General features: G+C 67.1%; 21 protein-coding genes and 1 tRNA gene. 11 read left to right on the plus strand and 11 right to left on the minus strand.

Annotation, left to right across the window (positions count from 1 at the left end):
• Window positions 1–125: 125 nt before the first annotated feature.
• Genes OKW76_RS10010 through OKW76_RS10020 form a run of 3 tightly spaced genes read left to right on the plus strand, consistent with a single transcriptional unit; the run spans window position 126 to window position 5,845 of the window.
• Window positions 126–1,322: an efflux RND transporter periplasmic adaptor subunit gene (locus tag OKW76_RS10010; RefSeq protein ID WP_265548760.1), complete on the plus strand. Its 1,197-nt coding sequence runs from the start codon at window positions 126–128 to the stop codon at window positions 1,320–1,322.
• A gap of 13 nt (window positions 1,323–1,335) precedes the next feature.
• A complete protein-coding gene (locus OKW76_RS10015; protein WP_265548761.1) occupies window positions 1,336–4,542 on the plus strand; it encodes an efflux RND transporter permease subunit in 3,207 nt (1,068 codons plus the stop codon).
• 31 nt (window positions 4,543–4,573) lie between these two features.
• Window positions 4,574–5,845 (plus strand): DUF445 domain-containing protein, encoded by a 1,272-nt coding sequence (locus tag OKW76_RS10020; protein ID WP_265548762.1) that lies wholly within the window; start codon window positions 4,574–4,576, stop codon window positions 5,843–5,845.
• A gap of 26 nt (window positions 5,846–5,871) precedes the next feature.
• Here the strand turns inward: OKW76_RS10020 and OKW76_RS10025 are convergent, their stop codons facing one another.
• Window positions 5,872–6,555 (minus strand): HAD family hydrolase, encoded by a 684-nt coding sequence (locus OKW76_RS10025; protein WP_265548763.1) that lies wholly within the window; start codon window positions 6,553–6,555, stop codon window positions 5,872–5,874.
• Window positions 6,556–6,605: 50 nt separating this feature from the next.
• Between OKW76_RS10025 and OKW76_RS10030 the strand changes: the two genes are divergently transcribed.
• From OKW76_RS10030 to OKW76_RS10045, 4 genes are read left to right on the plus strand one after another with little or no spacing between them, the layout of a single operon-like run.
• Window positions 6,606–7,712 (plus strand): ABC transporter permease, encoded by a 1,107-nt coding sequence (locus tag OKW76_RS10030; protein WP_265548764.1) that lies wholly within the window; start codon window positions 6,606–6,608, stop codon window positions 7,710–7,712.
• A complete protein-coding gene (locus OKW76_RS10035) occupies window positions 7,709–8,554 on the plus strand; it encodes an ABC transporter ATP-binding protein (RefSeq protein ID WP_265548765.1) in 846 nt (281 codons plus the stop codon). The genes OKW76_RS10030 and OKW76_RS10035 overlap by 4 nt, the downstream gene beginning before the upstream one ends.
• A 3-nt stretch (window positions 8,555–8,557) precedes the next feature.
• Window positions 8,558–9,523 (plus strand): MlaD family protein, encoded by a 966-nt coding sequence (locus OKW76_RS10040; protein ID WP_265548766.1) that lies wholly within the window; start codon window positions 8,558–8,560, stop codon window positions 9,521–9,523.
• 22 nt (window positions 9,524–9,545) lie between these two features.
• Complete coding sequence (locus tag OKW76_RS10045; RefSeq protein ID WP_265548767.1) at window positions 9,546–10,127, plus strand: ABC-type transport auxiliary lipoprotein family protein; 582 nt, start codon at window positions 9,546–9,548, stop codon at window positions 10,125–10,127.
• A gap of 116 nt (window positions 10,128–10,243) precedes the next feature.
• On the opposite strand, the gene OKW76_RS10050 is transcribed toward OKW76_RS10045, so the two are convergent.
• Window positions 10,244–11,089, minus strand: a complete 846-nt coding sequence (locus OKW76_RS10050) for a peptidylprolyl isomerase (RefSeq protein WP_265548768.1) — start codon at window positions 11,087–11,089, stop codon at window positions 10,244–10,246.
• A 112-nt stretch (window positions 11,090–11,201) separates the two neighbouring features.
• Here OKW76_RS10050 and OKW76_RS10055 point away from each other — a divergent pair.
• Window positions 11,202–11,292 (plus strand) — tRNA-Ser (locus tag OKW76_RS10055).
• A gap of 51 nt (window positions 11,293–11,343) precedes the next feature.
• The gene (locus OKW76_RS10060; RefSeq protein ID WP_416221807.1) at window positions 11,344–13,896 is read left to right on the plus strand and encodes an ATP-binding protein; all 2,553 of its coding nucleotides are present in this window, start codon (window positions 11,344–11,346) and stop codon (window positions 13,894–13,896) included.
• 123 nt (window positions 13,897–14,019) lie between these two features.
• On the opposite strand, the gene speD is transcribed toward OKW76_RS10060, so the two are convergent.
• The 8 genes from speD to OKW76_RS10100 all read right to left on the minus strand — a co-directional run bounded on the left by speD (window position 14,020) and on the right by OKW76_RS10100 (window position 21,161).
• A complete protein-coding gene (speD, locus tag OKW76_RS10065; RefSeq protein ID WP_265548769.1) occupies window positions 14,020–14,397 on the minus strand; it encodes an adenosylmethionine decarboxylase in 378 nt (125 codons plus the stop codon).
• Window positions 14,394–16,004, minus strand: a complete 1,611-nt coding sequence (locus OKW76_RS10070) for an FAD-dependent oxidoreductase (protein WP_265548770.1) — start codon at window positions 16,002–16,004, stop codon at window positions 14,394–14,396. The genes speD and OKW76_RS10070 overlap by 4 nt, the downstream gene beginning before the upstream one ends.
• The gene (locus OKW76_RS10075; RefSeq protein WP_265548771.1) at window positions 15,994–17,526 is read right to left on the minus strand and encodes a polyamine aminopropyltransferase; all 1,533 of its coding nucleotides are present in this window, start codon (window positions 17,524–17,526) and stop codon (window positions 15,994–15,996) included. Before OKW76_RS10075 ends, OKW76_RS10070 begins: the two co-directional genes overlap by 11 nt.
• Window positions 17,519–17,731, minus strand: a complete 213-nt coding sequence (locus OKW76_RS10080; RefSeq protein WP_265548772.1) for a DUF350 domain-containing protein — start codon at window positions 17,729–17,731, stop codon at window positions 17,519–17,521. Before OKW76_RS10080 ends, OKW76_RS10075 begins: the two co-directional genes overlap by 8 nt.
• 12 nt (window positions 17,732–17,743) lie before the next feature.
• Window positions 17,744–17,911 (minus strand): hypothetical protein, encoded by a 168-nt coding sequence (locus OKW76_RS10085; protein WP_265548773.1) that lies wholly within the window; start codon window positions 17,909–17,911, stop codon window positions 17,744–17,746.
• Window positions 17,911–19,284: a DUF4178 domain-containing protein gene (locus OKW76_RS10090; protein ID WP_265548774.1), complete on the minus strand. Its 1,374-nt coding sequence runs from the start codon at window positions 19,282–19,284 to the stop codon at window positions 17,911–17,913. Before OKW76_RS10090 ends, OKW76_RS10085 begins: the two co-directional genes overlap by 1 nt.
• Window positions 19,277–19,945, minus strand: a complete 669-nt coding sequence (locus tag OKW76_RS10095; protein ID WP_265548775.1) for a DUF4178 domain-containing protein — start codon at window positions 19,943–19,945, stop codon at window positions 19,277–19,279. The genes OKW76_RS10090 and OKW76_RS10095 overlap by 8 nt, the downstream gene beginning before the upstream one ends.
• A gap of 214 nt (window positions 19,946–20,159) precedes the next feature.
• A complete protein-coding gene (locus OKW76_RS10100) occupies window positions 20,160–21,161 on the minus strand; it encodes an SPFH domain-containing protein (RefSeq protein WP_265548776.1) in 1,002 nt (333 codons plus the stop codon).
• Window positions 21,162–21,239: 78 nt separating this feature from the next.
• Here OKW76_RS10100 and OKW76_RS10105 point away from each other — a divergent pair, with 78 nt between their 5' ends.
• Together OKW76_RS10105 and OKW76_RS10110 are read left to right on the plus strand one after the other, a co-directional pair.
• On the plus strand, window positions 21,240–21,947 hold the full coding sequence (locus tag OKW76_RS10105; protein ID WP_265548777.1) for a DJ-1/PfpI family protein: 708 nt from the start codon (window positions 21,240–21,242) through the stop codon (window positions 21,945–21,947).
• A 29-nt stretch (window positions 21,948–21,976) separates the two neighbouring features.
• Window positions 21,977–22,771, plus strand: a complete 795-nt coding sequence (locus OKW76_RS10110; protein WP_265548778.1) for an aldo/keto reductase — start codon at window positions 21,977–21,979, stop codon at window positions 22,769–22,771.
• 4 nt (window positions 22,772–22,775) lie between these two features.
• Here the strand turns inward: OKW76_RS10110 and OKW76_RS10115 are convergent, their stop codons facing one another.
• On the minus strand, window positions 22,776–24,167 hold the full coding sequence (locus tag OKW76_RS10115; RefSeq protein ID WP_265548779.1) for a UdgX family uracil-DNA binding protein: 1,392 nt from the start codon (window positions 24,165–24,167) through the stop codon (window positions 22,776–22,778).
• Between the last annotated feature and the right edge of the window lie 4 nt (window positions 24,168–24,171).

Below are 24,171 nucleotides of genomic sequence, written 5' to 3' on the forward strand. Positions count from 1 at the left end.
GGGCATTTCATCGGACTAGAAATCGGTGGCTTGAGGCCGGTGAGTTATTCCTGTAATACAGCGCGATTGCGACAGGTTGATCCCGGCGGGGGATCGGCCGGCCGAGCGTGCCAAGGGGTGGATGCATGAATTACGAAAGTTCGACGATCGAGAGTGACGGGCGGCTGCTGCCCGGCGAGGTCGTCGAGCCCAAGCGTCGGCGCTGGGTCATCGTTGCCGTGGTCGTGGCGATCCTGGTCGCGGCGGCGGCGTGGTTCTTCATGGCGCGCGGCGACGATGCGGCGGCGGCCAAGACCGCAGCCAGCGCAGCCGCCGACAAGGGCGGACAAATCCCCACCGTCACCGTCGCGGTGCCCGGGCGCCAGACGATCCGCACGATCCTGTCGGGCACCGGCTCGCTCGCCGCGCGGCGCGAGATGCCGATCGGCGTGGTGGGCGAAGGCGGCGTCGTCACCCGCGTGCTGGTCGAACCCGGCGATCTGGTGCGCGCGGGACAAGTGCTCGCCACGGTTGATCGCTCGGTGCAGACGCAGACCGCGCAGTCGCTCGCCGCGGGCGTCGAGGTCGCGCGTGCCGACGCGCGGATCGCGCAGTCCGAGCTCGATCGTGCAGCGCAGCTGGTCGCGCGCGGCTTCGTGTCGAAGGCCGATGTCGAGCGCCGCACCGCCACCCGCGACGCCGCACGCGCCCGCGTCAGCGTCGCCGAAGCGCAATTGGCCGAGGCGCGGGCCCGCAACCAGCGGCTCGACATCCGCGCGCCCGCCGCCGGGCTGGTTCTGGCGCGCGCGGTCGAACCCGGCCAGATCGTCAGCGGCGGCCAAGCGGTGCTGTTCCGCATCGCGATGAACGGCCAGATGGAAATGCGTGCGCAGATGAGTGAAAACGATCTTGCTCGGATTTCGGTCGGTGTACCCGCCGAGGTGACCCCGGTCGGGACCAACGTAACGGTGAAGGGCGAAGTCTGGCAGGTTTCGCCGGTGATCGACCCGCAGACCCGCCAGGGAATCGCGCGAATCGCGCTGCCCTTCAACCGCGCGCTTCGCCCCGGTGGGTTCGCGAGCGCGAGTATCGTTGCGGGGGCGGCGGTGGCGCCGCTGCTGCCCGAATCGGCGGTTTTGAGCGACACGCAGGGCAATTACGTGTATGTGCTCAACGACAAGCAGGAAGCTGTTCGGCGCGGCGTCACCGTGGGCGAAGTGTCCGATCGCGGGGTCTCGATCATGAGCGGGCTCGAAGGCAATGAACGCGTGGTGCTGACCGCCGGTGGCTTCCTGACGCCGGGGCAAAAGGTGAATCCGCAACTGACGACGCTCAAGCAATAGGCGAAAAGCTGCCATGAACTTCCGCAACATCTCGGCCTGGTCGATCCGCAACCCGGTTCCGTCGCTCGTCCTGTTCGTGGCGTTGACGCTGGCGGGGATCGTCAGTTTCATGCGGATGGACGTGAACCAGGACCCCGACATCGATTTCCCGATCGCGATCGTGGTCATCAGCCAGCCGGGCGCCGCGCCGACCGAGCTCGAAACGCAGGTCACCCAGCGCGTCGAGGCAGCGGTACGCAGCCTGCAGGGCATCGATCAGATCGAATCGAACGTCACCGAAGGCACGTCGCAGACGATCATCCAGCTCAACATTGGCACGCCGATCGATCGCGCGGTGCAGGATGTGCGCGAAGCGGTGAACCAGATTCGCGGCGACCTGCCCGAAGGTATTCTCGAGCCGCAGGTGTTCCGCGCCAACACCACCGACAACGACCTGGCGAGCTTCACCGCGGTCGCCCCCGATATGACGATCGAACAGCTCAGCTGGTATGTCGACAACACCGTCGCCAAGGAATTGCTGTCGGTGCCCGGCCTGTCGGCGGTCGATCGCATCGGCGGCGTCAATCGCGAGATTCGCGTCGTCCTCGATCCCACGCGGCTGCAATCGATGGGGCTGACCGCCAGCCAGGTGAATCAGGCGCTGCGCCAGGTGAACCTCAACGCCGCAGGCGGGCGCGCCGAGATCGCTGGCTCCGAACAATCGGTGCGCGTGATCGGCAACGCCCAGACCGCCTATGATCTGGGCCAGACGCAGATTCCGGTCGCGGGGCGCACCGTTCGCCTGTCGGACATCGCGCAGGTGCGCGACAGCATCGCCGAGCGCCGATCGAACGCCGAATATAACGACGCGCAGGTCGTCGCGTTCGACATCAAGCGCGCCAAGGGCGAATCCGACGTCGCGGTCTTCTATGGCGCGCAGGAAAAGCTGAAGGCACTCAACGAACGCAATTCGAAGGTGCGGTTCGAGCTGCTGTTCAACAACGTCAAATATGTCGAGGCGCAGTACGAAACCGCGATCACCGCGATGGTCGAGGGCGCGATCCTGGCCGTGATCGTCGTCTTCTTCTTCCTGCGCGACTGGCGCGCGACGATCATCTCGGCGCTGGCGATCCCGCTCTCGGCGATCCCCGCTTTCTGGTTCATGGACCTGATGGGGTTCACGCTGAACCAGATGACGCTGCTCGCGCTGAGCCTGGTCGCGGGCGTGCTGGTCGATGATGCGATCGTCGAGATCGAAAACATCGTGCGACACATGCGGATGGGCAAATCGGCCTATCAGGCATCGATCGACGCCGCCGACGAGATCGGCATGGCGGTGCTGGCGACGACGATGGCGATCGTCGCGGTGTTCCTGCCCGTTGGCATGATGCCGGGCATCTCGGGGCAGTTCTTCAAGAATTTCGGCCTCACCGTCGTCGCCGCGGTGCTCGTCAGCCTTGCGGTCGCACGGCTCATCACGCCGATGATCGCCGCCTATTTCCTGAAGTCGAAGGGCCATGCCGTCCATGGCGAAGGCTGGGTGATGGACCGCTATGTCGGGCTGCTGCGCTGGTCGCTCAACCGTGATCGGGCGGCGCGCGTTGCGGCAAAGGGTGGGTTCAACCGCTTCATCGCCCCGATCTTCGATCATCGTTTGTGGGTGATGGGGCTCGGCGCGCTGGCGATGGTGGCGACCGCGGCGCTGCTGATGGTGCTGCCGCAGACGTTCCAGCCGACGCAGGACCAGGACAATTCGACCGCGACGATCGAAATGGTCCCCGGCACCACGCTGGCGCAGACGCAAGCGGTAGTCGACCGCGTCAGCGATCTGCTGGCGGCGCAGCCCGCGGTCACCGACACCTATGCCCGCGCCTTCGTCGGCAACGGCCGCGTCACCGCGATCCTGGCCGAAGACAAGGAGATGACGAGCGTCGAGTTCGAGCGCAGCCTTGCGCCCGAACTCAACAAAATCCCCGACGCGCGCGTCGCGTTCCGCTCGCAAATGGGCTGGGGATCGAGCGGGCGCGACCTGTCGATCACGCTGGGCGGCGAAGACCCAGTGCTGCTCAACGAGACCGGCAACAAGATCATGGCCGAGATGGCGACGCTGCCGATGGTGGTCGCGCCGCGCGTGACCGGCGACATGCAGCGCCCCGAGATCACGATCCGCCCGCGCCTCGACCTGGCGGCGAGCCTCGGCGTGACGACGCAGGCATTGTCGAGCGCGATCCGGATCGCGACGCTCGGCGACATCGACCAGAACAGCGCACGCTTCTCGCTCAACGATCGCCAGATCCCGATCCGCGTCGCACTGAGCGAAGACGCGCGCGAGAAATTGTCGACGATCGAAAATCTGCCGGTACCCACCAACAGCGGCGGGTCGGTTCCCTTGCGCGTCGTCGCCGATATCGGCTTCGGCGCGGGCCCGACGCGGATCGACCGGATCAACCAGCAGCGCCGGCTGATGATCGGCGCCGATCTCGCGCCGGGCGTCGTCTCGGGCGAGGCGATGAAGGCAATCGACGCGCTGCCGACGATGCAGAACCTGCCGATCGGCGTGAACCGGCTGACGCTGGGCCAGGCCAAGTGGCAGGGCGAGATGATCAACAACTTCATCGTTGCGGTCATTTCGGGGATCTTGCTGGTCTTCGCGGTGCTGGTGCTGCTCTACAAGCGGATCATGCCGCCCTTCGTGAACATGGGGTCGCTGCTGCTCGCGCCGCTAGGCGGGCTGCTCGCACTGTGGCTTACCGGCAACCCGATCTCGATGCCGGTCTATATCGGGCTGCTGATGCTGCTTGGGATCGTCGCCAAGAACTCGATCCTGCTGATCGATTTCGCGCTCGAGGAAATGGAGCATGGCGTCGACAAGTTCACCGCGATCGTCGACGCCGGGCACAAGCGCGCCCAGCCGATCGTGATGACCACCGTCGCGATGGTCGCGGGCATGGTGCCCACCGCCTTGTCGCTGTCTGGCGACGGATCGTGGCGTGCGCCGATGGGAATCACCGTGATCGGCGGGCTGATCGTCTCGACGATCCTCACGCTCGTGATCGTGCCTGCCAGCTTCAGCCTTGCGGTCGGTATCGAACGCTGGATCGGGCCGCGGCTGTCGAAGCGGCTGCTCACCTATCGCCCCGGCGATGGCGATCCCGTCGGCCCCGCGCTCGACCACACCCCCGGCGGGCGGATTCCTTATCGGCCGGGCCAGGGCGGACCGGGCACCCAGCCCGCCGAGTGAACCTTCGCCCCGCTGGGGGATTATGTGCGCAATGAGCTTGCGCACACCCGGCATCCGATTGGGCGATATTCCCCCGCCCGCTTTGCTGCGGATGCGCCGCGTCGCGACCGGGCTGCTGGTGGCGATGGCGGGCCTGTTCCTGGTCGCGCGCTTCAATGCGGGCGGCCACCCCGCCTGGGGGTATGTCCAGGCGTTCGCCGAGGCGGCGATGGTCGGCGGGCTGGCCGACTGGTTCGCGGTCACCGCGCTATTCCGTCACCCGCTGGGGCTGCCGATCCCGCACACTGCGATCGTTCCGCGCAACAAGGACCGGATCGGCGACACGCTGGCGGTGTTCCTCAAGGACAATTTCCTCATTCCCCGCGTCGTCGCGCAGCGGATGCGCGGCATCGATGTCGCCGGCGCGGCGGGGCGCTGGCTGACCGAGGGGAACGCCACCGCCGCGGGCGGGCGAATGCGCTATGGCGCCGCACGGCTGGCGGCGAACATCCTCGAATCGCTCGATCAGGAACGGCTGGGCGGGATGGTCCGCGGCGCGCTGTCGGGGCAGTTGCGCCGGCTCGACGTCGCGCCGTTGCTCGGCCAGGCGCTGGAAGCGGCGATCGCCGATGGCCGGCACGGTCCGCTGATGGACGGCACGATCCGCTGGGCCGCGCGGATCCTCGAATCGAACCAGCATCTGATCCGCGCGATGGTGCACGAACGCGCGGGCGCGGTGCTGCGCTGGACCGGGCTCGACGAGACGCTGGCCAATAAGATCATCGACGGCTTGGAAAAGCTGATCCACGCGATGGCCGACGACCCCGACCACCCCTTGCGCGCCAAGGCCGAGGAAGGCCTGGCGCAGCTAGCCCACGACCTGCAGCATGATCCGGCGACGCAGGCCAAGGTCGCGCGGTTCAAGGACGAGATGCTCGACAACCCCGCGCTCGGCAATTGGTGGCAGGGGGTGTGGGAAACGATGCGCGCCGGCCTGCTGCGAATGGCGCGCGATCCCGACGCGATGATGGCGGGCCGGCTGGGCGAGGCGCTGCGCCAGCTCGGCACCACGCTGCAATCCGACCCGGTGCTCGCCGCGACGATCAACCGCTTCGCGCGCCGCGCCGTGGTGGGTGCGGCATCGGATTATGGCGACGCGATCGTCCGGCTGGTGAGCGACACCGTCCGCGGCTGGGACGCAGCGACGATCACCGGGCGCCTCGAAAACGCGGTCGGCCGCGACCTGCAATATATCCGGATCAACGGCACGCTGGTGGGCGGCATCGTCGGCCTCGCGATCCACGCGATCGATGGCTGGCTGTAATTCCGATCGCTTTGAACCAAGCGCCTTTACCGCCAGTCGAGTACTTCCCACCCCTCGCGCGCCGCCAGTGCCGTGAGCGGCGCATGGGCATTCACCGCGAATGCTTCGTCGGCCCAGCGCAGCGCGGGGGCGTCGGACACGTGATCGCTGTAGAACCGTATCTGTGCCTGTGCGCGAGCGATCCCCTCGCGCGCCATCCACGCCTCGATCATCGCCAGCTTGGCGGGGCCATAGCAATTGTCCCCCGCCACCCCGCTCAGCACGTCCCCCGCAGCATTGCGCCGGACCTCGGTCGCGACCACCGCGTCGAAGCCAAGGCGGGCCGCGATCGCCTCGGCATAATAGCGATACGACGCGGTCGCGAGCACCAGCCGATAGCCCGCGGCGCGATCGGCGGCGATCTGCGCGCGCGCCGCCGCCAACACCTCGTCGCGGTCGATCGCCTCGGCGAACGCCGCGGTCAGCCGCGCAAGGTCCTGCTCGCTCAGCCGCGGCCCCAGCATCAGCCGCTGCGTTGCGTGCTTGAGCCGCGATCGGTCGATCAGCTTCAGCGGATGCCCCAGCGCCAACAGCCCCGCGACGGGCAACAGCGCCAGCCGCCAGCGCGCATGACTAGCCGCCCCCGCGACCAGGAAGCGCGTCCAGGTCGCGCGCCGGGTGACCGTCTTGTCCATGTCGTAGATCGCAAGCCGCATCATCCGATGCGCCATGCCGCCTATAACCTTGCCGATCCATCTCAAATCGACGATGGAGGCAGGCGATGAAGCGAATGGCCGACTTTGCCCGCGACGGCGCCGATGGCGACACCATCCGTATGCAGGGCGATCTGTCGCTGGCGCAGCTGGGCGACCTGCCCGACCGGCTCGAGCAGGTCGATAGCGGGGTGACCCGGATCGATCTTAGCGGCGTCGATCGGATCGACACCGTCGGCGCCTGGGTCGTCCACCGGTTCGCGCGCGATCGCAATGCCGAGATCGTCGGGCTGGGCGAAGATAGCGGCAAGCTGATGGAGCAGGTGCAAGCCGCCGATCAGCCGATGGCGGTTTCCGGCAAGCCGATGCGCTCGGGCTTGCGCGTTCTCGACGAGATCGGCGCGGCTACCGCGCAGGCGGGGCGCACGATGCTCGGCCTGCTGGGATTCATGGGCGCCACCGTTATCGCCTTTGCCAACGTCATCCGTCATCCGCGCCGGTTCCGCTTCAACGCGGTCGTTCACCGCTTCGAAGTCGTCGGGGTGTCGGCGCTCGGCATCGTCGGCTTGATGAGCTTCCTGATCGGCATCGTCATCGCGCAGCAGGGTGCGGTGCAGCTGCGCCAGTTCGGCGCCGAGGTATTCACGATCAACCTGATTGGCCGGCTCACCTTCCGCGAGCTCGGCGTGCTGATGACCGCGATCATGGTCGCGGGCCGATCGGGTTCGGCCTTCGCCGCGCAGATCGGCACGATGAAGCTGACCGAAGAGATCGACGCGATGCGCACGATCGGCGTGTCGCCGATGGAGGCGCTGGTCGTCCCGCGGGTGCTTGCGGCGATCCTGCTGATGCCGCTGCTAGGCTTCTACGCATCGATCGTCGCGATCATCGGCGGCGGTTTGCTCAGCTGGGCGACGCTCGACATCCCGCCGATCACCTTCATCCAGCGCATCCGCGAAGTCGTGCCGATCACCGATCTCTATGTCGGGCTGGTCAAGGCGCCGGTCTTCGGCGCGATCATCGCGATGTCGGGCTGTTTCCAGGGCATGTTGGTCGAAAACGACGCCGAGCAGGTCGGGCTGCGCACCACCTCGGCGGTGGTCCAGGCGATCTTCCTCGTGATCGTGCTCGACGCGTTCTTCGCGATCTTCTTCACCTGGATCGGGTGGATATGAACGAGCTTCGTTCCGACCAGACCGCCAGCGCTGCAGACACGCGCGAGGGCGACCCCATCATCTGCGTACGCGGACTCAAGAACGCGTTCGGCGAACAGGTCGTCCACGAAAATCTCGACCTCGACGTGCGCCGCGGCGAGATCATCGGCGTGGTCGGCGGGTCGGGCACCGGCAAGTCGGTGCTGATGCGTTCGATCATCGGGCTGCAGCACCCGGTCGAGGGCCAGATCGAAGTCTTCGGCGAAACCACGCTCGACCGCGAAGAGACCGAGGCGGTCGAGATTCGCAAGCGCTGGGGCGTGCTGTTCCAGGGCGGCGCGCTGTTTTCGACGCTCACAGTGTCCGAAAACGTCCAGGTGCCGATCAAGGAATTCTATCCTCGGATCGATCGCACGCTGCTCGCCGAAATCGCATCGTACAAGGTGGTGATGACCGGGCTGTCGGCCGATGCCGGCCCCAAATATCCCTCCGAGCTGTCGGGCGGCATGAAGAAGCGCGCAGGGCTTGCCCGCGCGCTCGCGCTCGATCCCGAATTGCTGTTCCTCGACGAGCCCACCGCGGGGCTCGACCCGATCGGCGCCGCGGCGTTCGACGAACTCACCAAATCGCTCCAGCGCACCCTGGGGCTCACCGTATTCCTGATCACCCATGACCTCGACACGCTGTACGCGATCTGCGACCGCGTTGCGGTGCTGGCCGACAAGAAGGTCATCGCCGTGGGCACGATCCCCGAGCTGCTGGCGCTGGACCACCCTTGGATTCAGGAATATTTCAACGGGCCGCGCGGACGCGCAGCGGTCGACAGCGCCGAGCGGGCCGACCGCAAAGCGAGCATGAGGTAAGGCATGGAAACCCGATCGAACCACGTCCTCGTCGGCGCCGTCGTGCTGATCCTGCTGCTGATGCTGGCGCTCTTCACCGTTTGGCTCGCGCAACTGAGCGGCGGAGACGAGAAGGAGTATGACATCTTCTTCAAACAGGCCGTCGATGGCGTGAACAAGGGTTCGCCGGTCGCCTTTTCGGGCGTTCCCTCGGGCCAGGTCACCGACATCGCGCTATATGTGCCCGATCCGCAGTTCGTGCGCGTCCGCATCCGGGTGAACAGCGACGTGCCGATCCTCGAGGGCACCACCGCGACGATCCAGGGCGTCGGCTTCACCGGCGTCAGCCAAGTCGCACTCGATGGTTCGGTCAAGGGCGCACCGCCGCTTGCGTGCCCCAGCGAGGGAGCCTCGGCCGATTGCCCGTTCGGCGTGCCGACGATCCCTACCAAGCGCGGCGGGCTCGGCGCGATCCTGAACACCGCGCCGCTGCTTCTAGAGCGCATCTCGACGCTGACCGAGCGGCTGACCGAGCTGTTGTCCGATCGCAACCAGGAATCGATCGCGGGCATCCTCGAAAACACCAATCGCCTGTCCGATGCGCTGGCCGATCGCGGCCCCGAGATCGCCGCGACGCTTGCCGAGACGCAGATGGCGATCCGCCGCGCCGGGGTTGCCGCCGAACAGATCGGCCAGCTCGCCGCGACCACCAATACCGTGCTCGCCGAGGATATCCGCCCAGTGATGGCGAACCTCAACAAGACGATCCTCAGTGCGCAACGTAGCGCGGAATCGCTCGACGCAGCGATCGGCGATGCGCGGCCGGGGCTGCAGGCATTTTCGAAGCAGACCATTCCCGAAGTCGGCCAGCTGGTGTCGGACCTTCGCCAGATGACCGAAGCGCTTTCCGAGGTCGCCGAAAAGGTGAACCGCGGCGGTGCGGGCTCGCTGGTCGGCTCGCCCAAGCTGCCCGATTATGAACCCAAGTGATGCATTTCGTGAGGCACCGGCCATGAAGACGCTCGCAATCCTCCTCGCCGCGCTGCCGCTGTCGGCATGCATCAGCTTCGGCGCCGAACCGCCGCCCTCGCTGCTGACGCTTACCAGCGCGGCGGCGGTGCCGGTCGGCCAGACGCAAAGCTCGGGTGCCGCCCAGACGATCACGATCAGCGTGCCTTCGACGCCGCAGGAATTGTCGGTAGCGCGGGTGCCGGTGCGCTCGACCGACACCTCGATCGCCTATGTGAAGGACGCGCAATGGGTCGAGCCCCCTGCGCGGCTGTTCGCGCGGCTGCTGGCCGACACCATGACCACGCGCACCGGTCGCGTCGTGCTGTCGGGCCGCCAGTCGAACGTCGATCCGGGCGCCTTGCTGTCGGGCGAATTGCGCAGCTTCGGTTTCGAGGCGGCGACCAGCGAAGCGGTCGTCACCTATGACGGCGCGTTGTTGCGCAAGGACGCGACCGCCTTCGAGAAGCGCCGCTTCGAGGCGCGTGTGCCGGTGACCGCGATCGACGCCGCCAATGCCGGGGTAGCGCTGAACCAGGCGGCGAACCAGGTTGCCGCCGAAGTGGCTGACTGGGTGGGGCGCTGAGCGGCTAGCGCCAGGCGAGTCGAGGGGTTAGCGCGCCACCCTATCCCCGTTCGGGCTGCGCTTGTCGAAGCACCGTCCTTCTTGGACCGAGCGCAGGACGAACGGTGGAGGTGTCCTCACCCCGCCCGCCGCACCTGCACCGGCAAGTCGCACACCGCCGCCCCCACCGCCACCGTCGGTGACGCGGGCACCTCGCGCGAGCGGACATAGGCCGCAAAGCGCACATTATCCGCCGCGCGATATTCGAACTTCGGCCGCGCTGCCTCGGGCAGGTCGCTCGCCAGCCGGACTGACACGATCGGCGTCCGCTCGGCCGGATCGGCATAGACGCCCAGCGGCGCGTCGCTGCGCTTGAGCGACGACAGATGCTGCATCCCCTCGACGATCCGCCCGACCACGGTGTAGTTCCGGTCGAGCCGCCGCGCCGACTGGCCGATCGGCGTGAACAGCTCGGCGCCGCTGCCGGTATTGGGCAGCGCATCACGCGCGACGCCGACCGATCCGTAGCAATGCGTCAGCCACGCCGCCTTGCCGTCGGTCGCGATCGGCCAGCCATCGGCGGTGAAGCCCGACGCGGTCGAATAACCATCGGACCGCGCCATACGCTGCGCGGCGTCGAACCCCGCAATCTCGAACTCGGGGGCGGGCGATGCGGCCACGCCGGCGGGCAACGGCTTCTTCTCGGTCGCATCGCCCCATTGCGCGACCCAGTTTTCCTGGACGCGATAGACGCTCTCGCCGTCCCACCAGCCGGCCTTCGCCAGCGTGCGGATATTGGCGACGTGCGCCGGTGCAAACCGCGCCGCGAGCCGGACCACCACGGTACGGCCGTCTCCCAGCGTCATCACCAGCAATTCATCCGCCGGAACCGGCCGCCAATCAGCGGGCAACGCATCGCCGGGCAGCGGCGCGGGTGGCGTTTGCAGGGCGAGCGCAGCGAGTGCGAAGGCGTAAATCGGCATGGGTGCCAAGGTGGCACGCCGGCGCATCGGTACGCAATGCCGACATGGTTGCGGGAACCTTGCGACTGCCGCAATGTTAGCGTAGTCGGCCTCCTCTGCACCAAGGGTATGCGGAGCGGTGGCCGAGTGGTCGAAGGCGCTCGCCTGGAAAGTGAGTATGGGTCAAAAGCCCATCGTGGGTTCGAATCCCACCCGCTCCGCCACCCCGATTGTCCCCGGCCCCGCGCCGGCAAGCGCGAGCAGAGTATCTATTGTTGCAACAATCACCCCAGCCCACGACCGACAATCTTGCCATCCTCGACATACTCGGACGCGCGGGCGCTGCGCTGTTCGCCGATTTCGACAGCGAGCGGATCGTCCAGCAGGTCACCGATTCGAGCCGCGAGCTAACCGGCGCGCGCTATGCCGCCTATTTCCACAATCTGGTCGACGAAAGTAGCGGGCGGCTGGCGCTCTACACCCTGTCTGGCGCACGCACGGAAGATTTCGAAGGGTTCGGCCACCCGCGCGCGACGCAGATCTTCGCGCCGACCTTCGACAATCGCGTGGTGCGTGCCGACGATGTGCTCGCCGATCCGCGCTATGGCCATAACGCTCCGCATCACGGCCTGCCCGCGGGGCATCTGCCGGTGCGCAGCTATCTCGCGGTGCCGGTGGTCGGGCGTTCGGGCGCGGTGCTGGGCGGCATCCTGCTCGGCCATCCCGAACCCGGCCGCTTCGGCGAGCATGAAGAGCGGCTGATCGTCGGGCTTGCGGGGCAAGCAGCGATCGCGATCGACAATGCCCGGTTGTTCGAAGCCGCGCAGCGCGAGCTCGCTGATCGCCGCCGGGTCGAAGCCGCGCTCGCCGCCAGCGAAATGCGGATGGAGGCGATCGCCAATTCGATCGACCAGATGATCTGGACGACCTTGCCCGACGGTTTCCACGATTATTACAATGCGCGCTGGTACGAATATACCGGGGTGCCCGCGGGATCGACCGATGGGGACGGCTGGCAGGCAATCTTCCATCCGGACGACCAGGAGCAAGCCGGTACGCGCTGGCGCCATAGCCTTGCTACCGGCGATCCTTATGAAATCGAATATCGCCTGCGCCACCATAGCGGCGACTATCGCTGGGTACTCGGGCGCGCGCAGTGCATGCGCGACGGCGACGGCAACATCACCCGCTGGTTCGGCACCTGCACCGACATTCACGAGCTGAAGATCGCCCGCGACCAATTGCGCGACTTCAACGAGACGCTCGAAGCCCGCGTCCAGGCGCGTACCGAGGAACTGATGCTGGCGCAGGAAGCGCTGCGCCAGGCGCAGAAGATGGAAGCGGTCGGCCAGCTGACCGGCGGCATCGCGCACGACTTCAACAATCTGCTGACGATCGTCACCGGCAATATCGGCATCACCCAGCGCGCTATCGCCGCCGCCGGGGTCAATGATCCGCGCGCCAGCCGTGCGCTCGACGGGGCGATGAAGGGTGCCGAGCGCGCCGCCGCGCTCACCCAGCGCCTGCTCGCCTTTTCGCGGCGCCAGCCGCTTGCCCCCAAGCCGATCGATGTCGACCGGCTGATCACGTCGATGGCGGACCTGCTCAACCGCGCGCTCGGCGAGACCGTTGCCCTCGAAACCGTCACGACCCCCGGGCTGTGGCGCACCGAGGCCGATCCGCACCAGCTCGAAAGCGCGATCCTCAACCTCGCCGTCAATGCGCGCGACGCGATGCCCGATGGCGGTAAGCTGACGATCGAGACCGCCAACGCCAATCTCGACGAACCCTATACCGCGCTCCATGCCGAGGTAGCGCCTGGCAGCTATGTGATGGTGTGCGTCACCGACACCGGTTGCGGCATGACCCCCGACCAGGTCCAGCGCGCGTTCGAACCCTTCTTCACCACCAAGGAAGTCGGCAAGGGCACCGGGCTGGGGCTGTCGATGGTCTATGGCTTCGTCAAGCAATCGGGCGGCCATGTGAAGATCTATTCGGAGGTCGGCGAGGGCACGACGATCAAGCTGTATTTGCCGCGGCTGCTGCGCGACGTGACGATCGAGCCCGAGCCGGTACTCGCGACGGGGCTCGAGCCGAGCGTCCGGCGCGAGACGGTGCTGGTGTGCGAGGACGACGATGATGTCCGCGCCTATACCGTCGAATGCCTGCGCGAGCTCGGCTATCGCGTGCTCGAGGCGCATGACGGCCCCTCGGCGATCCGGCTGCTCGAACGCCAGGACGTGCCCGTCGACCTGCTCTTCACCGACGTAGTGATGCCCGGCATGTCGGGGCGCGAAGTCGCCGAGGCGGCGCAGGCAATCCAGCACGACCTGCGCGTGCTCTATACCTCGGGCTATACCCGCAACGCGATCGTCCATGGCGGGCGGCTCGATCCCGGTGTCGAGATGATCGGCAAGCCGTTCAGCTTCGAAACGCTCGCGCGGACGGTGCGCAACGTGCTCGATCGGGGGCGCAGCGAGCGCGTGCTGGTGGTCGAGGGCGACGACCAGGTGCGCGGCCTAGCGGTCGAGGCGCTGGCGAGTTCGGGGGTGCCGTCCGAAGGCGCGGCGACCGCGGGCGAAGCGCTCGGCAAGGTGCGCGCGGCACGCGGCGACTATGCTTTTGTCGTCATCGATGCCGAGCTAGCCGAGGCGCTGGTCGCCGAACTGCGCGCGCAGCATCGTTGCCTGGCGATCCTCGTCGCCTCCGATGGCCCCGACCCCGCTTTGGTCGAACGCTACGCCGACGACCGCTGCGTCGCGATCATCGAGAAGCCCTACACCGCCGCGCGGTTGCGCGAGGCGAATGCTGCGCTGGCGGCGCGGTGATGCAGGCATGCTCCTGAATTCCGTTCGTCCTGAGTAGGGACTGAGCGAAGGCGAAGGCCCGTATCGAAGGACCTGCCCCAAACGGGCCGGTGCTTCGATACGCCGCTTCGACAAGCTCAGCGGCTACTCAGCACGAACGGGGGCTGGGATTACCCCGAACCCCCGCGCGATCACCGTCTCGCTCGCCACGTGCCCACCAAACGCCGCCACGATCACCGCAAGCGCCGCCTGCGGATCGCAGCGCCGCCCGCACAGGAAGATGTCGATCGCGGCATAGCGATGTTCGGGCCAGCTATGGATCGAGATGTGCGATTCGGCGAGCAGCGCCACCCCGGTCACCCCCTGCCCCGGCCCGAAGGCGTGGAGCCGAACGTCGAGCACCGTTGCCCCCGCCGCCGCGGCGCCGTCGCGCAGGGCACGCTCGACCAGCGCCAAGTCGTCGAGCCCGCTGCAATCGTGGAGGTCTGCAATCAGATGGCGGCCGTCATAGGGGGGGATCATGTCAGGGCCTCATGCGCGTAGCCGATCCGCGCCATCGCCGCCTCGGCAGCGCGGGTGCCGTGATAGTGCGCTTCCTCGAAGATCGACAGCCCCGACAGGTCGCTATGCGCAAGGTAGAGCGGCGGCTCGGGCGCGAACGTCTTTGCCGCGCCCCAGACATAGCCCGGCACCGGACGCGCCATCGCATGCCCCCAGCGCCATAATTCGATCCCGGTGATCGCATCGGCCATGTCGGGATGCATCGCCAGCAGATCGTCGCGCACGATCCGCTTCCATTCATCGGCGGGCCGTTCGAGCAGCAGGCGGCGGCCATTGGCGGGCGTCATGTCCGACAGCGGCAGATACCAGGTCAGCACGCTCTCGGCGCCCAGCGCACGCGACTGGTGGGTGGCGACGACATAGCCCAGCGAATTGCTGGTGGTCGACACATTGTCCCAGGCGAGCGGCACCCCCGCGCCGCCAGGAAGCCGCGACACGCTGATGTTGGCGACGAGCCACGGGGCATAGCTGCACGCAGCCGTATCGGGCAGTCCGGCGCAAATTCGTTTGGCAACGAACAACGGCATCGCGGCGATCACCGCTGCCGCCCGCGTGCGGTGGGTGACGCCTTCACTGACGTCGAAATGATCGACATGGAAAGACCCATCGCCTTGCCGCTCGATCGCATGGACGATCCGCCCGGTCGCGATGTTGGCAGGGAACGCGGCCGCCATCGCCTGGGTCAGGCGGCCATTGCCCCCCGGCCAGGTCAGCACATTGTCCCCGACATCGCCCGCCGCAGCACCGCGCCGCCCCGCGAAATAATGGATGCCCGCCCAGGCCGACACCTGCTCGGGCTCGGTCCCATAATCGTCGCGCGTTGCATAGCGGACATGCGCGCGCAGCACCGGCGAGCGATAGCCACGCTCGTCTAGCCACTGACCGAAGCCGATCCGGTCGAGCGAGCGCCATTGCGCATCGCCCGAACTATAGGCGATCGGGGTCGCGAAGGCGGGCCGTCCGTCGCTGCCGGTCGCCGCCGAAAACGCGGCCATCTCGGCACCGAAGCGCGCAAGCTGGCGTTGATCTTCGGGCGTCAGTCCGGTGGTGGGCACCAGCCCCTCATGCCAGCGCCCGCGCCAGAACAGCCGCTCCTGCAGATCGGCGCACAATTGCTGCGGGTCATAGACGGGCAACCCGTCCTGCTCGCCAGTGATGATCCCCAGCCGGGTCAGCAGCTTGCGCAGTGCGCGTGCCTCGGCATTGGCGATCGGCAGGTAATGCGCGCCCAGAGGATAGGCCGACACCCGATTGCTCCCCGACCGCGCATTGCCGCCCGCGACGTCCTCGAGCTCGAGCAGCCGGAAATCGCGATAGCCTGCCTCGTTGAGCGCCCATCCCGCCGCCAGCCCGGCGACCCCGCCGCCAGCGATGACGATTCCTGCCTCGTCGAACCGCGTGGGCGCGGGAAAACCCCCTTTGCGCAACCGATGCCCGCGTTCGAGATCGGCCCCCAGCAGCGCCCCCTGCGGCAAGGGTGCCTCGCGAAACGCATAGGCAGCCCCCGCCCCCGCTGCGGCGACCGCGCCCGCCCCCACGCCCAGAAAGGTGCGCCGGTCAGCCTTCATAGCGGCTCCACGCGGAATCAAACTCGCGCACCAGCACCTGGTTGTCGAGCCGGTTCACTTGCGTAGGGCGACGCGCCATGTCGGGCGGGAATTGGTATAGCTGCCGCTCGACCGCGGGCGTCAGGAACCGCCCGGTCGGAAAACGCGCTTCGATCGGGATCGGACTGTTGGCGGCGAGCAGGAAGCCCCATTCGCCAAAGCTCGGCACATAGGCGTGATAGCCGCGCGTCACGAACCCTGCCGCCTCGAGCGTCGTCGCGACGGTCCAATAGGCGTTGGGGGCGATCAACGGCGAGGTGCTCTGCACCACCATCATCGCGCCGGGAGCGAGCAGCCGGCGGACCTGATTGTAGAAGCTTTCGGTATAGAGCTTGCCCACCGAATAATCGACCGGATCGGGGAAATCGACGATGATCGCGTCATAGCGATCGGTCGCCTCGCGCACCCAGCGAAAGCCGTCGTCGTTGATCACGGTCATGCGCGGATCGGACAGCGACCCCTGGTTCATCCGCGCGAGCGTGCCGGTGTCGCGAAACAGCCCGGTCATCGCGCCGTCGAGATCGACCAACGTCACCTTCTCGACACTGGGATAGCGAAACACTTCGCGCGCCGCCAGGCCATCGCCGCCGCCAAGGATCAGCACGTTGCGCGGATTGCTGACGCGGCCGAGCGCGGGATGCACCAGCGCCTCGTGATAGCGATATTCGTCGCGCGACGAGAATTGCAGATTGCCGTTGAGGTACAGCCGCAGATCATCGTCGCGGCGGGTGAGCACGATCCGCTGGAACCGGCTCGACTTGGCGTAGATGATCGGCTCGCCATAGCCCGCAACCTCGCCCATCCGCTGCAACCGATCGGAGGCGAAGAACCCCGCCGCCAGCGCCGCCAGAATCACCACCGCCGCCACCTTTTCGCCGCGCAGTCCGCTGGCGCGCGGGAGCGCGAACAGCACCGCGAGCGCGACCGCTGCATTGGCGAAGCCGAACAGGAAGCCGGTGCGGATCATCCCCAGATGCGGCATCAGGACCAGGGGGAAGAGCAGCGAGGCGAACAGCGCGCCGACATAGTCGAAGGTGAGGACGCTGGAGACGACTTCGCGAAAGTCGAAATCCTTGAGGATGCGGATCAACAGCGGGATTTCGAGCCCGACCAGGAAGCCGATCGCGAGCACGATGCCATACAGGGTGATGCGGAAATGATCGATCAGCGGGAACAGCAGGAACAACGCCGCCGCCGAACAGCCGCCGATGATCGCGATCAGCAATTCGACGCGGACGAACAGCCGCAACTCGCCGTGCTTCACATAGCGCGAGCACCAGCTGCCGATCCCCATCGCGAACAAATAGCTGCCGATGACGGTCGAGAATTGGGTGACGCTGTCGCCCAGCAGATAGCTGGCGATCGTGCTGGCGAGCAGTTCGTAGATCAGCCCGCAGGTCGCAACGACGAAGGCCGAGACCAATAACGCCCCCGCCGGTGCCGTCAGCTTGGCGCGCGGCGTGGCGGGGTCCGAATCAGCCATGAATTGCCGCAGCAATGATCAGCGCGAGCCCCAGCGCCATCGCCGCGGTGACGATCGCGACGCCGATGTTGCGCTGGTCGTGGATCTCGTTCCACAACTTGCCCGGGGTCAGCTTGTCGAGCACCCAGAAGCCCACCGCGAAGACGATCATGCCGATGCCGGCATAGAGCAGGGTGTTGAGCAGGACGGGGAGTGTCGTGACCATGTGTCGTGTCCCTTATTTATGCGTGGGAATGAAGATGATGCCGCCACCGCCGCCGGTGCGCGTCCCCTGCACCGGGCGGCTGGCATCGGCAAAGGGCGACCAGGCGTAGTTGGTCGCGAACAGGAACGCGGCGGCGATTCCGGCGCACCACAGGCCATAGAACAGGATACCGCTGCGCATCAGTCTTCCTCATCGCTAAGCACGGGGGCGAAATCGCTTTCGCCGGTGCGTGTCGATTCGAACGCGGCGTGGCGGATCAGGCCGATCAGCAGCGGGATCGCGATCAGGAACAGCGCCAGGACCAGCACGCCGCCCTGGAACCGGGTGGTTCGCACCTCGATCTGCAGTTGCGGCGGCTCGCCACCGTCGCGGCGCCAATCGGGCGCTGCCGGCTGCGGCGCCGCCGCACCACCGCCGCCGAAGAAATCACCGGGGTTCGATCCGCCATTGAGCGGCGCGGTCGGATCGACCCAGACATTGCCGCGATACGACACGATCAGGTCATAGGTGCCCGCGGGCACCGCGGCGAAGCTGGCGCCGGTGCTGCGCGACCCCTCGCTCCAGCTGCCATCGGTATCGCGCCCCGAATAGGCTTCGGCCGCTTTCGACGCGGTATAGGCCTTCTGGTCGGCGCGGCTGACCAACGCGTAGTTGATATCGACCCAGCCGTTCGACAGCGCGGGCACCCGCGTCTCGATCTTCACCCCCTGGCGCGCGCGCGCCAGCGTGAAGGGGCCGAGCGTCGCTTCCTGCTCGCTGCCGTCGGCGGCGATCGGCGCGGTGCCGGTGAATACCGTGCCCCCGCCGCCGCTGAAGATCGCCACCCCCAGCAGCACCGCGATGGCGAGCAGCGCGACGACCAGCCCTTGCTTGAGCCAGCCGACATGCGGCGAAGGCTGGTGCGGCAGCGGCGGCGAAGGCTTGGGGTTGGCGGTGACCCCGAACGCCTTCATTTCCTTGGGATCGAGCAGCTCGGACAGCGACCAGCTGACTTCGCGGTCGTCGGCCTCACGCGACAGCATGAAGCCCGGCCGGACCCAATCGTCGGTGCGGACGGTCTCGCCGCGCTTCACCCGCCAATAAAATTCGCCGACGACATAATCGACCTGCGCGGTGCCGTCGGCGAAGAAGGGCTTGTAGCGCTTGCCGTCGAGCGTGATCCCGCCGTCATGCCCGGGCACCACGGTGAGCAGCTCGCCGAAGCTCCAGCCGCCGCGATTGGCGATCAGCCAGCGATAACCGTGATAGGGGTTGAAGAGGAGATATTCCTCCCAGCCATATTGGCCGCGCTCGCTGCGCGCGAGATAGCCGATCGCCTCCCATTCGACCCCGCGCAGCGTGCCACGCGTGCCCAGCGGTATCTCGAGCCGCGCCGCCGCCTCGTGATATTGCGTGACCAGCTTCACGTCTGGCTGCGACACGTCGAGGATGCTCGAACAATATTGGCACGCGATCGTCACGGTATAGCCCGCGGCGCGCACCGCGAGCGTACCGCCGCACGACGGACAGCTCAGCGCCTTGGCGGCGGGGGCGGGCGGGGCGGCGTCAGCCATTCGCCGGGATCGCCCAGCCATCGATCGCGCGCAACCCCGCCGGCTGCAGCTCGGCGAGCGTCACGTAGCGCCCGTCATAGAAATGCGCCTCGTCGCCATCGCGCTGCATGTTGGCGACGCGTCCCGAAGTCGTGCGGAAATCGACCGAATAGATCCGCCATCCCGGCGGCGCGGTGAAGGGCAGTTCGCCCTCGGCCGCGATGCATTCGACCTCGCGCGCGTCGGCGACCGTCAGCATGTCGTCGTCGAGCTTTATCCGGTCGCCGATCGGCGCGTCGGCACCGCGCTGGATCGCCATCAACACCGGCGACTGGACCCTGGGCATCGGCCGTTCGAAGGTCATCATGAACTGCCCCATCGCCTCACCCAGCCAGCCAAAGCCGCTGTCGCCGAACAGGCACAGCCATTCGTTCCACGATCCGTCGGTCCACGACCAGCGCACGCGACCGACGATCTCGAACGGCTTGCCATCGAAGCGCCCGCGCGTACCGATCTGCAACGGACTGACATCGAACGGCAACGCCGCCTGCACCCCCACGATCGCCACGCCCGCATCGCTGCGCACCAGCATCGACCGGCAATGGTCGCACACGCGATCGGGCAGCCCCGCCGAGCGGAAGGTGACCGGGGCGCCGCAATTGGGACAATCGATGGTCAGCATGGATTTTCCAATAGGCTCGCCGGCCGCCACTCAACCCGTTCATGCTGAGTAGAGACCGAGTAGCCGCACAGCGGCGTATCGAGGGCTCGTATCGAAGCACCGCCCCTCGCCAGCCTCCTTCGATACGCCGTCTCGATACGCCCCTGCGGGGCTACTCGACGGCTACTCAGGACGAACGGCAACTTCGAGCGCGGCGCGGGCGGCAAGCGTGTAGCTACCGGATCCGCCCCAGCAATTCGGTCTTCTTGGCGTCGAAATCGGCCTGGGTGATCGCGCCGATCGTCAGCAGCTTGTGGAGCTTTTCGATCTGGCCATAGGCGTCCTCGCTCGCCACCGGGGCGGGTGCGGCGCCACCGCCGGCACCGCCGCCGAGCGCGCCCGCCATCGCCTGGCCCATCGCCATGCCCGCGCCCGCGCCGACGCCCAGACCGGCGATCCCGCCTTCCTGGTTCGCCGCTTTTTCGATCGCGTCGCCGCTCTGGAACTTCACGAACCGGTCGAGGTCGCCGACGACGCGCATCGACGATGCCTTGTCGAGATATTTCTGGACTTCCTCGGGAAGCGAGACGCTCTCGACGAAGAAGGTCTGGCACGACAGCCCCCATTGGGTGAAGGCGGGCTGGACCATTTCCTTGAGCCGATCGGACATCGCCGCCTGGTCGGCCGCCATGTCGACAAAACCGAATTCGCTGCGGCCGAGCGAGGTCGCAAGCTGCGTCGCGATCGCGCTACGCAGTTGCTGCTCGACATCCTCGACGCGGACGCGCTCGAGCGTGCCCATCAGCTTGGCCTGGAACACCGGCGGCTGTTCGATGCGGAAGCTGTAGCCGCCGAACGCGCGGATGCGCAGCGGGCCGAACTCCTTGTCGCGGACCGTTACCGGCTGCGACGTCCCCCATTTATGCCCTGCCTGCTCCTTCTGCGTGAAGAACAGCACGTCGGCCTTGAAAGGCGACTGGAAGCCTTTGTCCCAATTTTGCAGCGCGGTGAGCAGCGGCAGGTTCGACGTTTCGATCGTATGCATGCCCGGCCCGAACGCATCGGCCATCTGCCCTTCGTTATAGAAGAACGCGACCTGCCCCTCGCGCACCGTCAGCGCGGCACCGTTCTGGATCTCGCGATCCTCCATCGGATAGCGCATCGCCAGGTCGCCGGGCTCCTCCACCCAATCGATGACGTCGACGAATTGCTTCTTGAGGAAATCGAGAATGCCCATGGTCGAGACCTTTCGCTAGTTGCGTGCAGTGTATCGCCTATACGATACACTTTAAACCGAAATCGGACCGAGGACCGGATGGCCGAACGCAACCCAATCCACATCGCCTTCCTGCTGTACGACGACGTCACCCAGCTCGACCTGACCGGCCCTGCGCAAGTGCTCTCGCGGCTGGGCAACACCACGATCGACCTGGTCGCGGCGACGCGCGACCCGGTGGCCACCGATAGCGGTTTTTCGCTGCACCCCACCGCCATTTTTGCCGACGTGCCCCGCGCCGACATCTTGTGTGTGCCCGGCGGGTTCGGCACCACCGCGGCGATGGAGGATGCAGCGACGCTCGACTGGGTGCGCAGCGTCGGTACCGAAGCAAGCTGGGTCACCAGCGTGTGCACCGGATCGCTGCTGCTCGGGGCAGCGGGGCTGCTCGATGGCCGCCGCGCCGCGTGCCACTGGGCGACGCGCGAGCATCTGGCGCTGTTCGGCGCGATTCCGGTGGCCGAGCGGGTGGTGTTCGACGGCAATCGCGTGACCGGCGGCGGGGTGACCGCAGGCATTGATTTCGCCCTGGCGCTGATGGCGGCGATTCGCGGCGAGGACCATGCCCGCTTCGTCCAGCTTTCGCTCGAATACGACCCCGCCCCACCCTTCGATTCGGGCTCGCCCGAGCGCGCTTCCTCTGAAACCGTCGCGCGTTATCGCACGATGGTGGCGCAGCGCGCGCCCGACCGCGCCGAACGCTTCGCCGCCATCGCGCGAAACCAAGCCGCACGCCGCGGGTTGTAGCAGCCAACTCCCAAATCATGAGGCTTTGCATGCTCGAGCTGAACGACGGCCGCGCCATTCCCCAACTCGGCTTCGGCACCTACAAGGTGCCGCAGGCGATCGCCGCGCAAGTCGTGCGATCGGCGATCGATACCGGCTACAAGCTGGTCGACACCGCCGCGCTGTACGAGAACGAACGCGGCGTCGGCGAGGCGCTCGCGAGCATCGACGATGTGTTCGTCACCACCAAGCTGTGGGCGAACATGCACGAAGATGCCGAGGGCGCACTCGACCAAAGCCTGGCGCTGCTCGGCCGCGACAGCGTCGATCTGTACCTCATCCACTGGCCGGCGCCCGGCCAGGGCAAGTTCGTCGAAGCCTGGAAGGGGCTTGTGCGGCTGCGCGACGCGGGCAAGGCAAAGTCGATCGGCGTTTCGAACTTCCTGCCCGAGCATATCGAGGCGATCTTCGCCGCGACCGGCGTAATGCCTGCGGTCAACCAGATCGAGCTGCACCCCGATTTCCAGCAGCGCGAGGCGCGTGCGTTCCACGAGCAGCACGGAATCGTCACGCAGAGCTGGAGCCCGCTTGGCCAGGGAACGACGATCAACAGCCCTGTGATCGCCAAGATTGCCCAGAAGCACGGCCGCAGTCCTGCCCAAATAATCCTGCGCTGGCATATCCAGCACGGGCTAGCGGTGATCCCCAAGGCTTCGGACGAAGCGCATATGCGCGACAATTTCGGCGCCACCGAGGGGATGCTCGATGCCGACGACATGGCGGCGATCGATTCGATGGACCGCGCCGATGGGCGGTTGGGGCCTGATCCGCTGGCGCAGGGATAAGCCCTTACTGGCCGAGGCGGGCGGCGGCGGCCTTCAGGTCTTCGACAAAGCGGGCCGATTCCTCCGCCGCCTGCGCGGGATCGGTGATCCGCAGCAGATAGCTGGGGTGGACGGTGATCCACCCCTCGCCGCCGTCCGCAAGCTCGATCGGCCGCCCGCGCTCGCGCCCGATCGTGACGGTCCGTCCTAGCAGCGAGCGGGCGGCGGTCGCGCCCAGCGCCACCGTCAGGCGCGGCGTCACCAGCATCCGTTCCTGCTCTACCCACCACCGACAGGCGTCGATCTCGCCCACCCCGGGCTTGGCATGGATCCGCCGCTTGCCGCGCGGCTCGAACTTGAAATGCTTGACCGCGTTGGTGACGTAAACGCGCGCGCGATCGATCCCGGCTTGCGCAAGCGCCTGATCGAACACTTGCCCGGCAGGGCCGACGAACGGCCGGCCCGCCAGATCCTCCTGGTCGCCGGGCTGTTCGCCGACGAACATCAGTTCGGCATCGACCGGCCCCTCACCGAACACTGTCTGCGTCGCCGGCTTGTATAGCGGGCAGCGGGTGCAGCCCGCCGCCTCGTCGCGCAGTGCCGCCCAGGCTCCCTCGATATTGCCGCCGGTCGCGGTGCGTGCGGTGTCGATCATGCCGCTCTCGCGCGCGCGCGCCCCGGCGACCAGCTCGCTCACCAGCGCGGTTTCGGGCATGTTCTTCCAATATTTGCGCGGCATTTCGCGCAGCATCGCGCCCACTTTGAGCCGCGCGGGATTAAAGATCGACGCATAATAGGTCTTCCACACCGCCTCGATCGGGTCGCCATCGGGGGCATCCTCCTTGGTCGCGGGCGGCCCCTCGGTCAGCGTTTCGCAATCCCAGTGCAGCGACAATTCAGGCGTAAGGATCGACCACCGCATCGAGTTGAAGCGATCGACGAAGAAGCGCGCATTGTGGCGCACGATATGATGCTCGGGCTCGAACCACGCGACGAAGCGCGCGGTGCCGTCGTCGTCGGGCAATTCGCGAAAGCGGACGAAGGCGCGCATCTTGTGGATGTCGCGGCGCACCGCCTTGGCCATTTCGTCGAGCCGGCGGCGCAGGCGGTCGGCGCGGTCGTCGATCAGCCCGGGCTGCTCGATCAGCCGCGTCAGCATCGTATAGAGCAGCGCAAAGCGTTCGGGATCGGCGTGCAGCGCGGCGCTGCGCGCCAGATCGAGAAAGGCGCGCGGTACGCGAAAGGCCGGCGCGGTAGCAGGCGGCTCGGGCACCGCATCGCCGCCGAACAAATCGGTCGGCTGCGACCCAACTTGCCATACGACTTCGGACGCCGGCACCTGCGCCGCCGCCAGCGCGCGCGCGGCGTCGCGCCAGCCATCGAAATCATCGGGCTGCGCCAGCGTCGCGACGCGCATCAGC

The sequence above is a fragment of the Sphingomonas sp. S1-29 genome (assembly GCF_026167545.1).
Taxonomy (GTDB): Bacteria; Pseudomonadota; Alphaproteobacteria; order Sphingomonadales; family Sphingomonadaceae; genus Sphingomonas.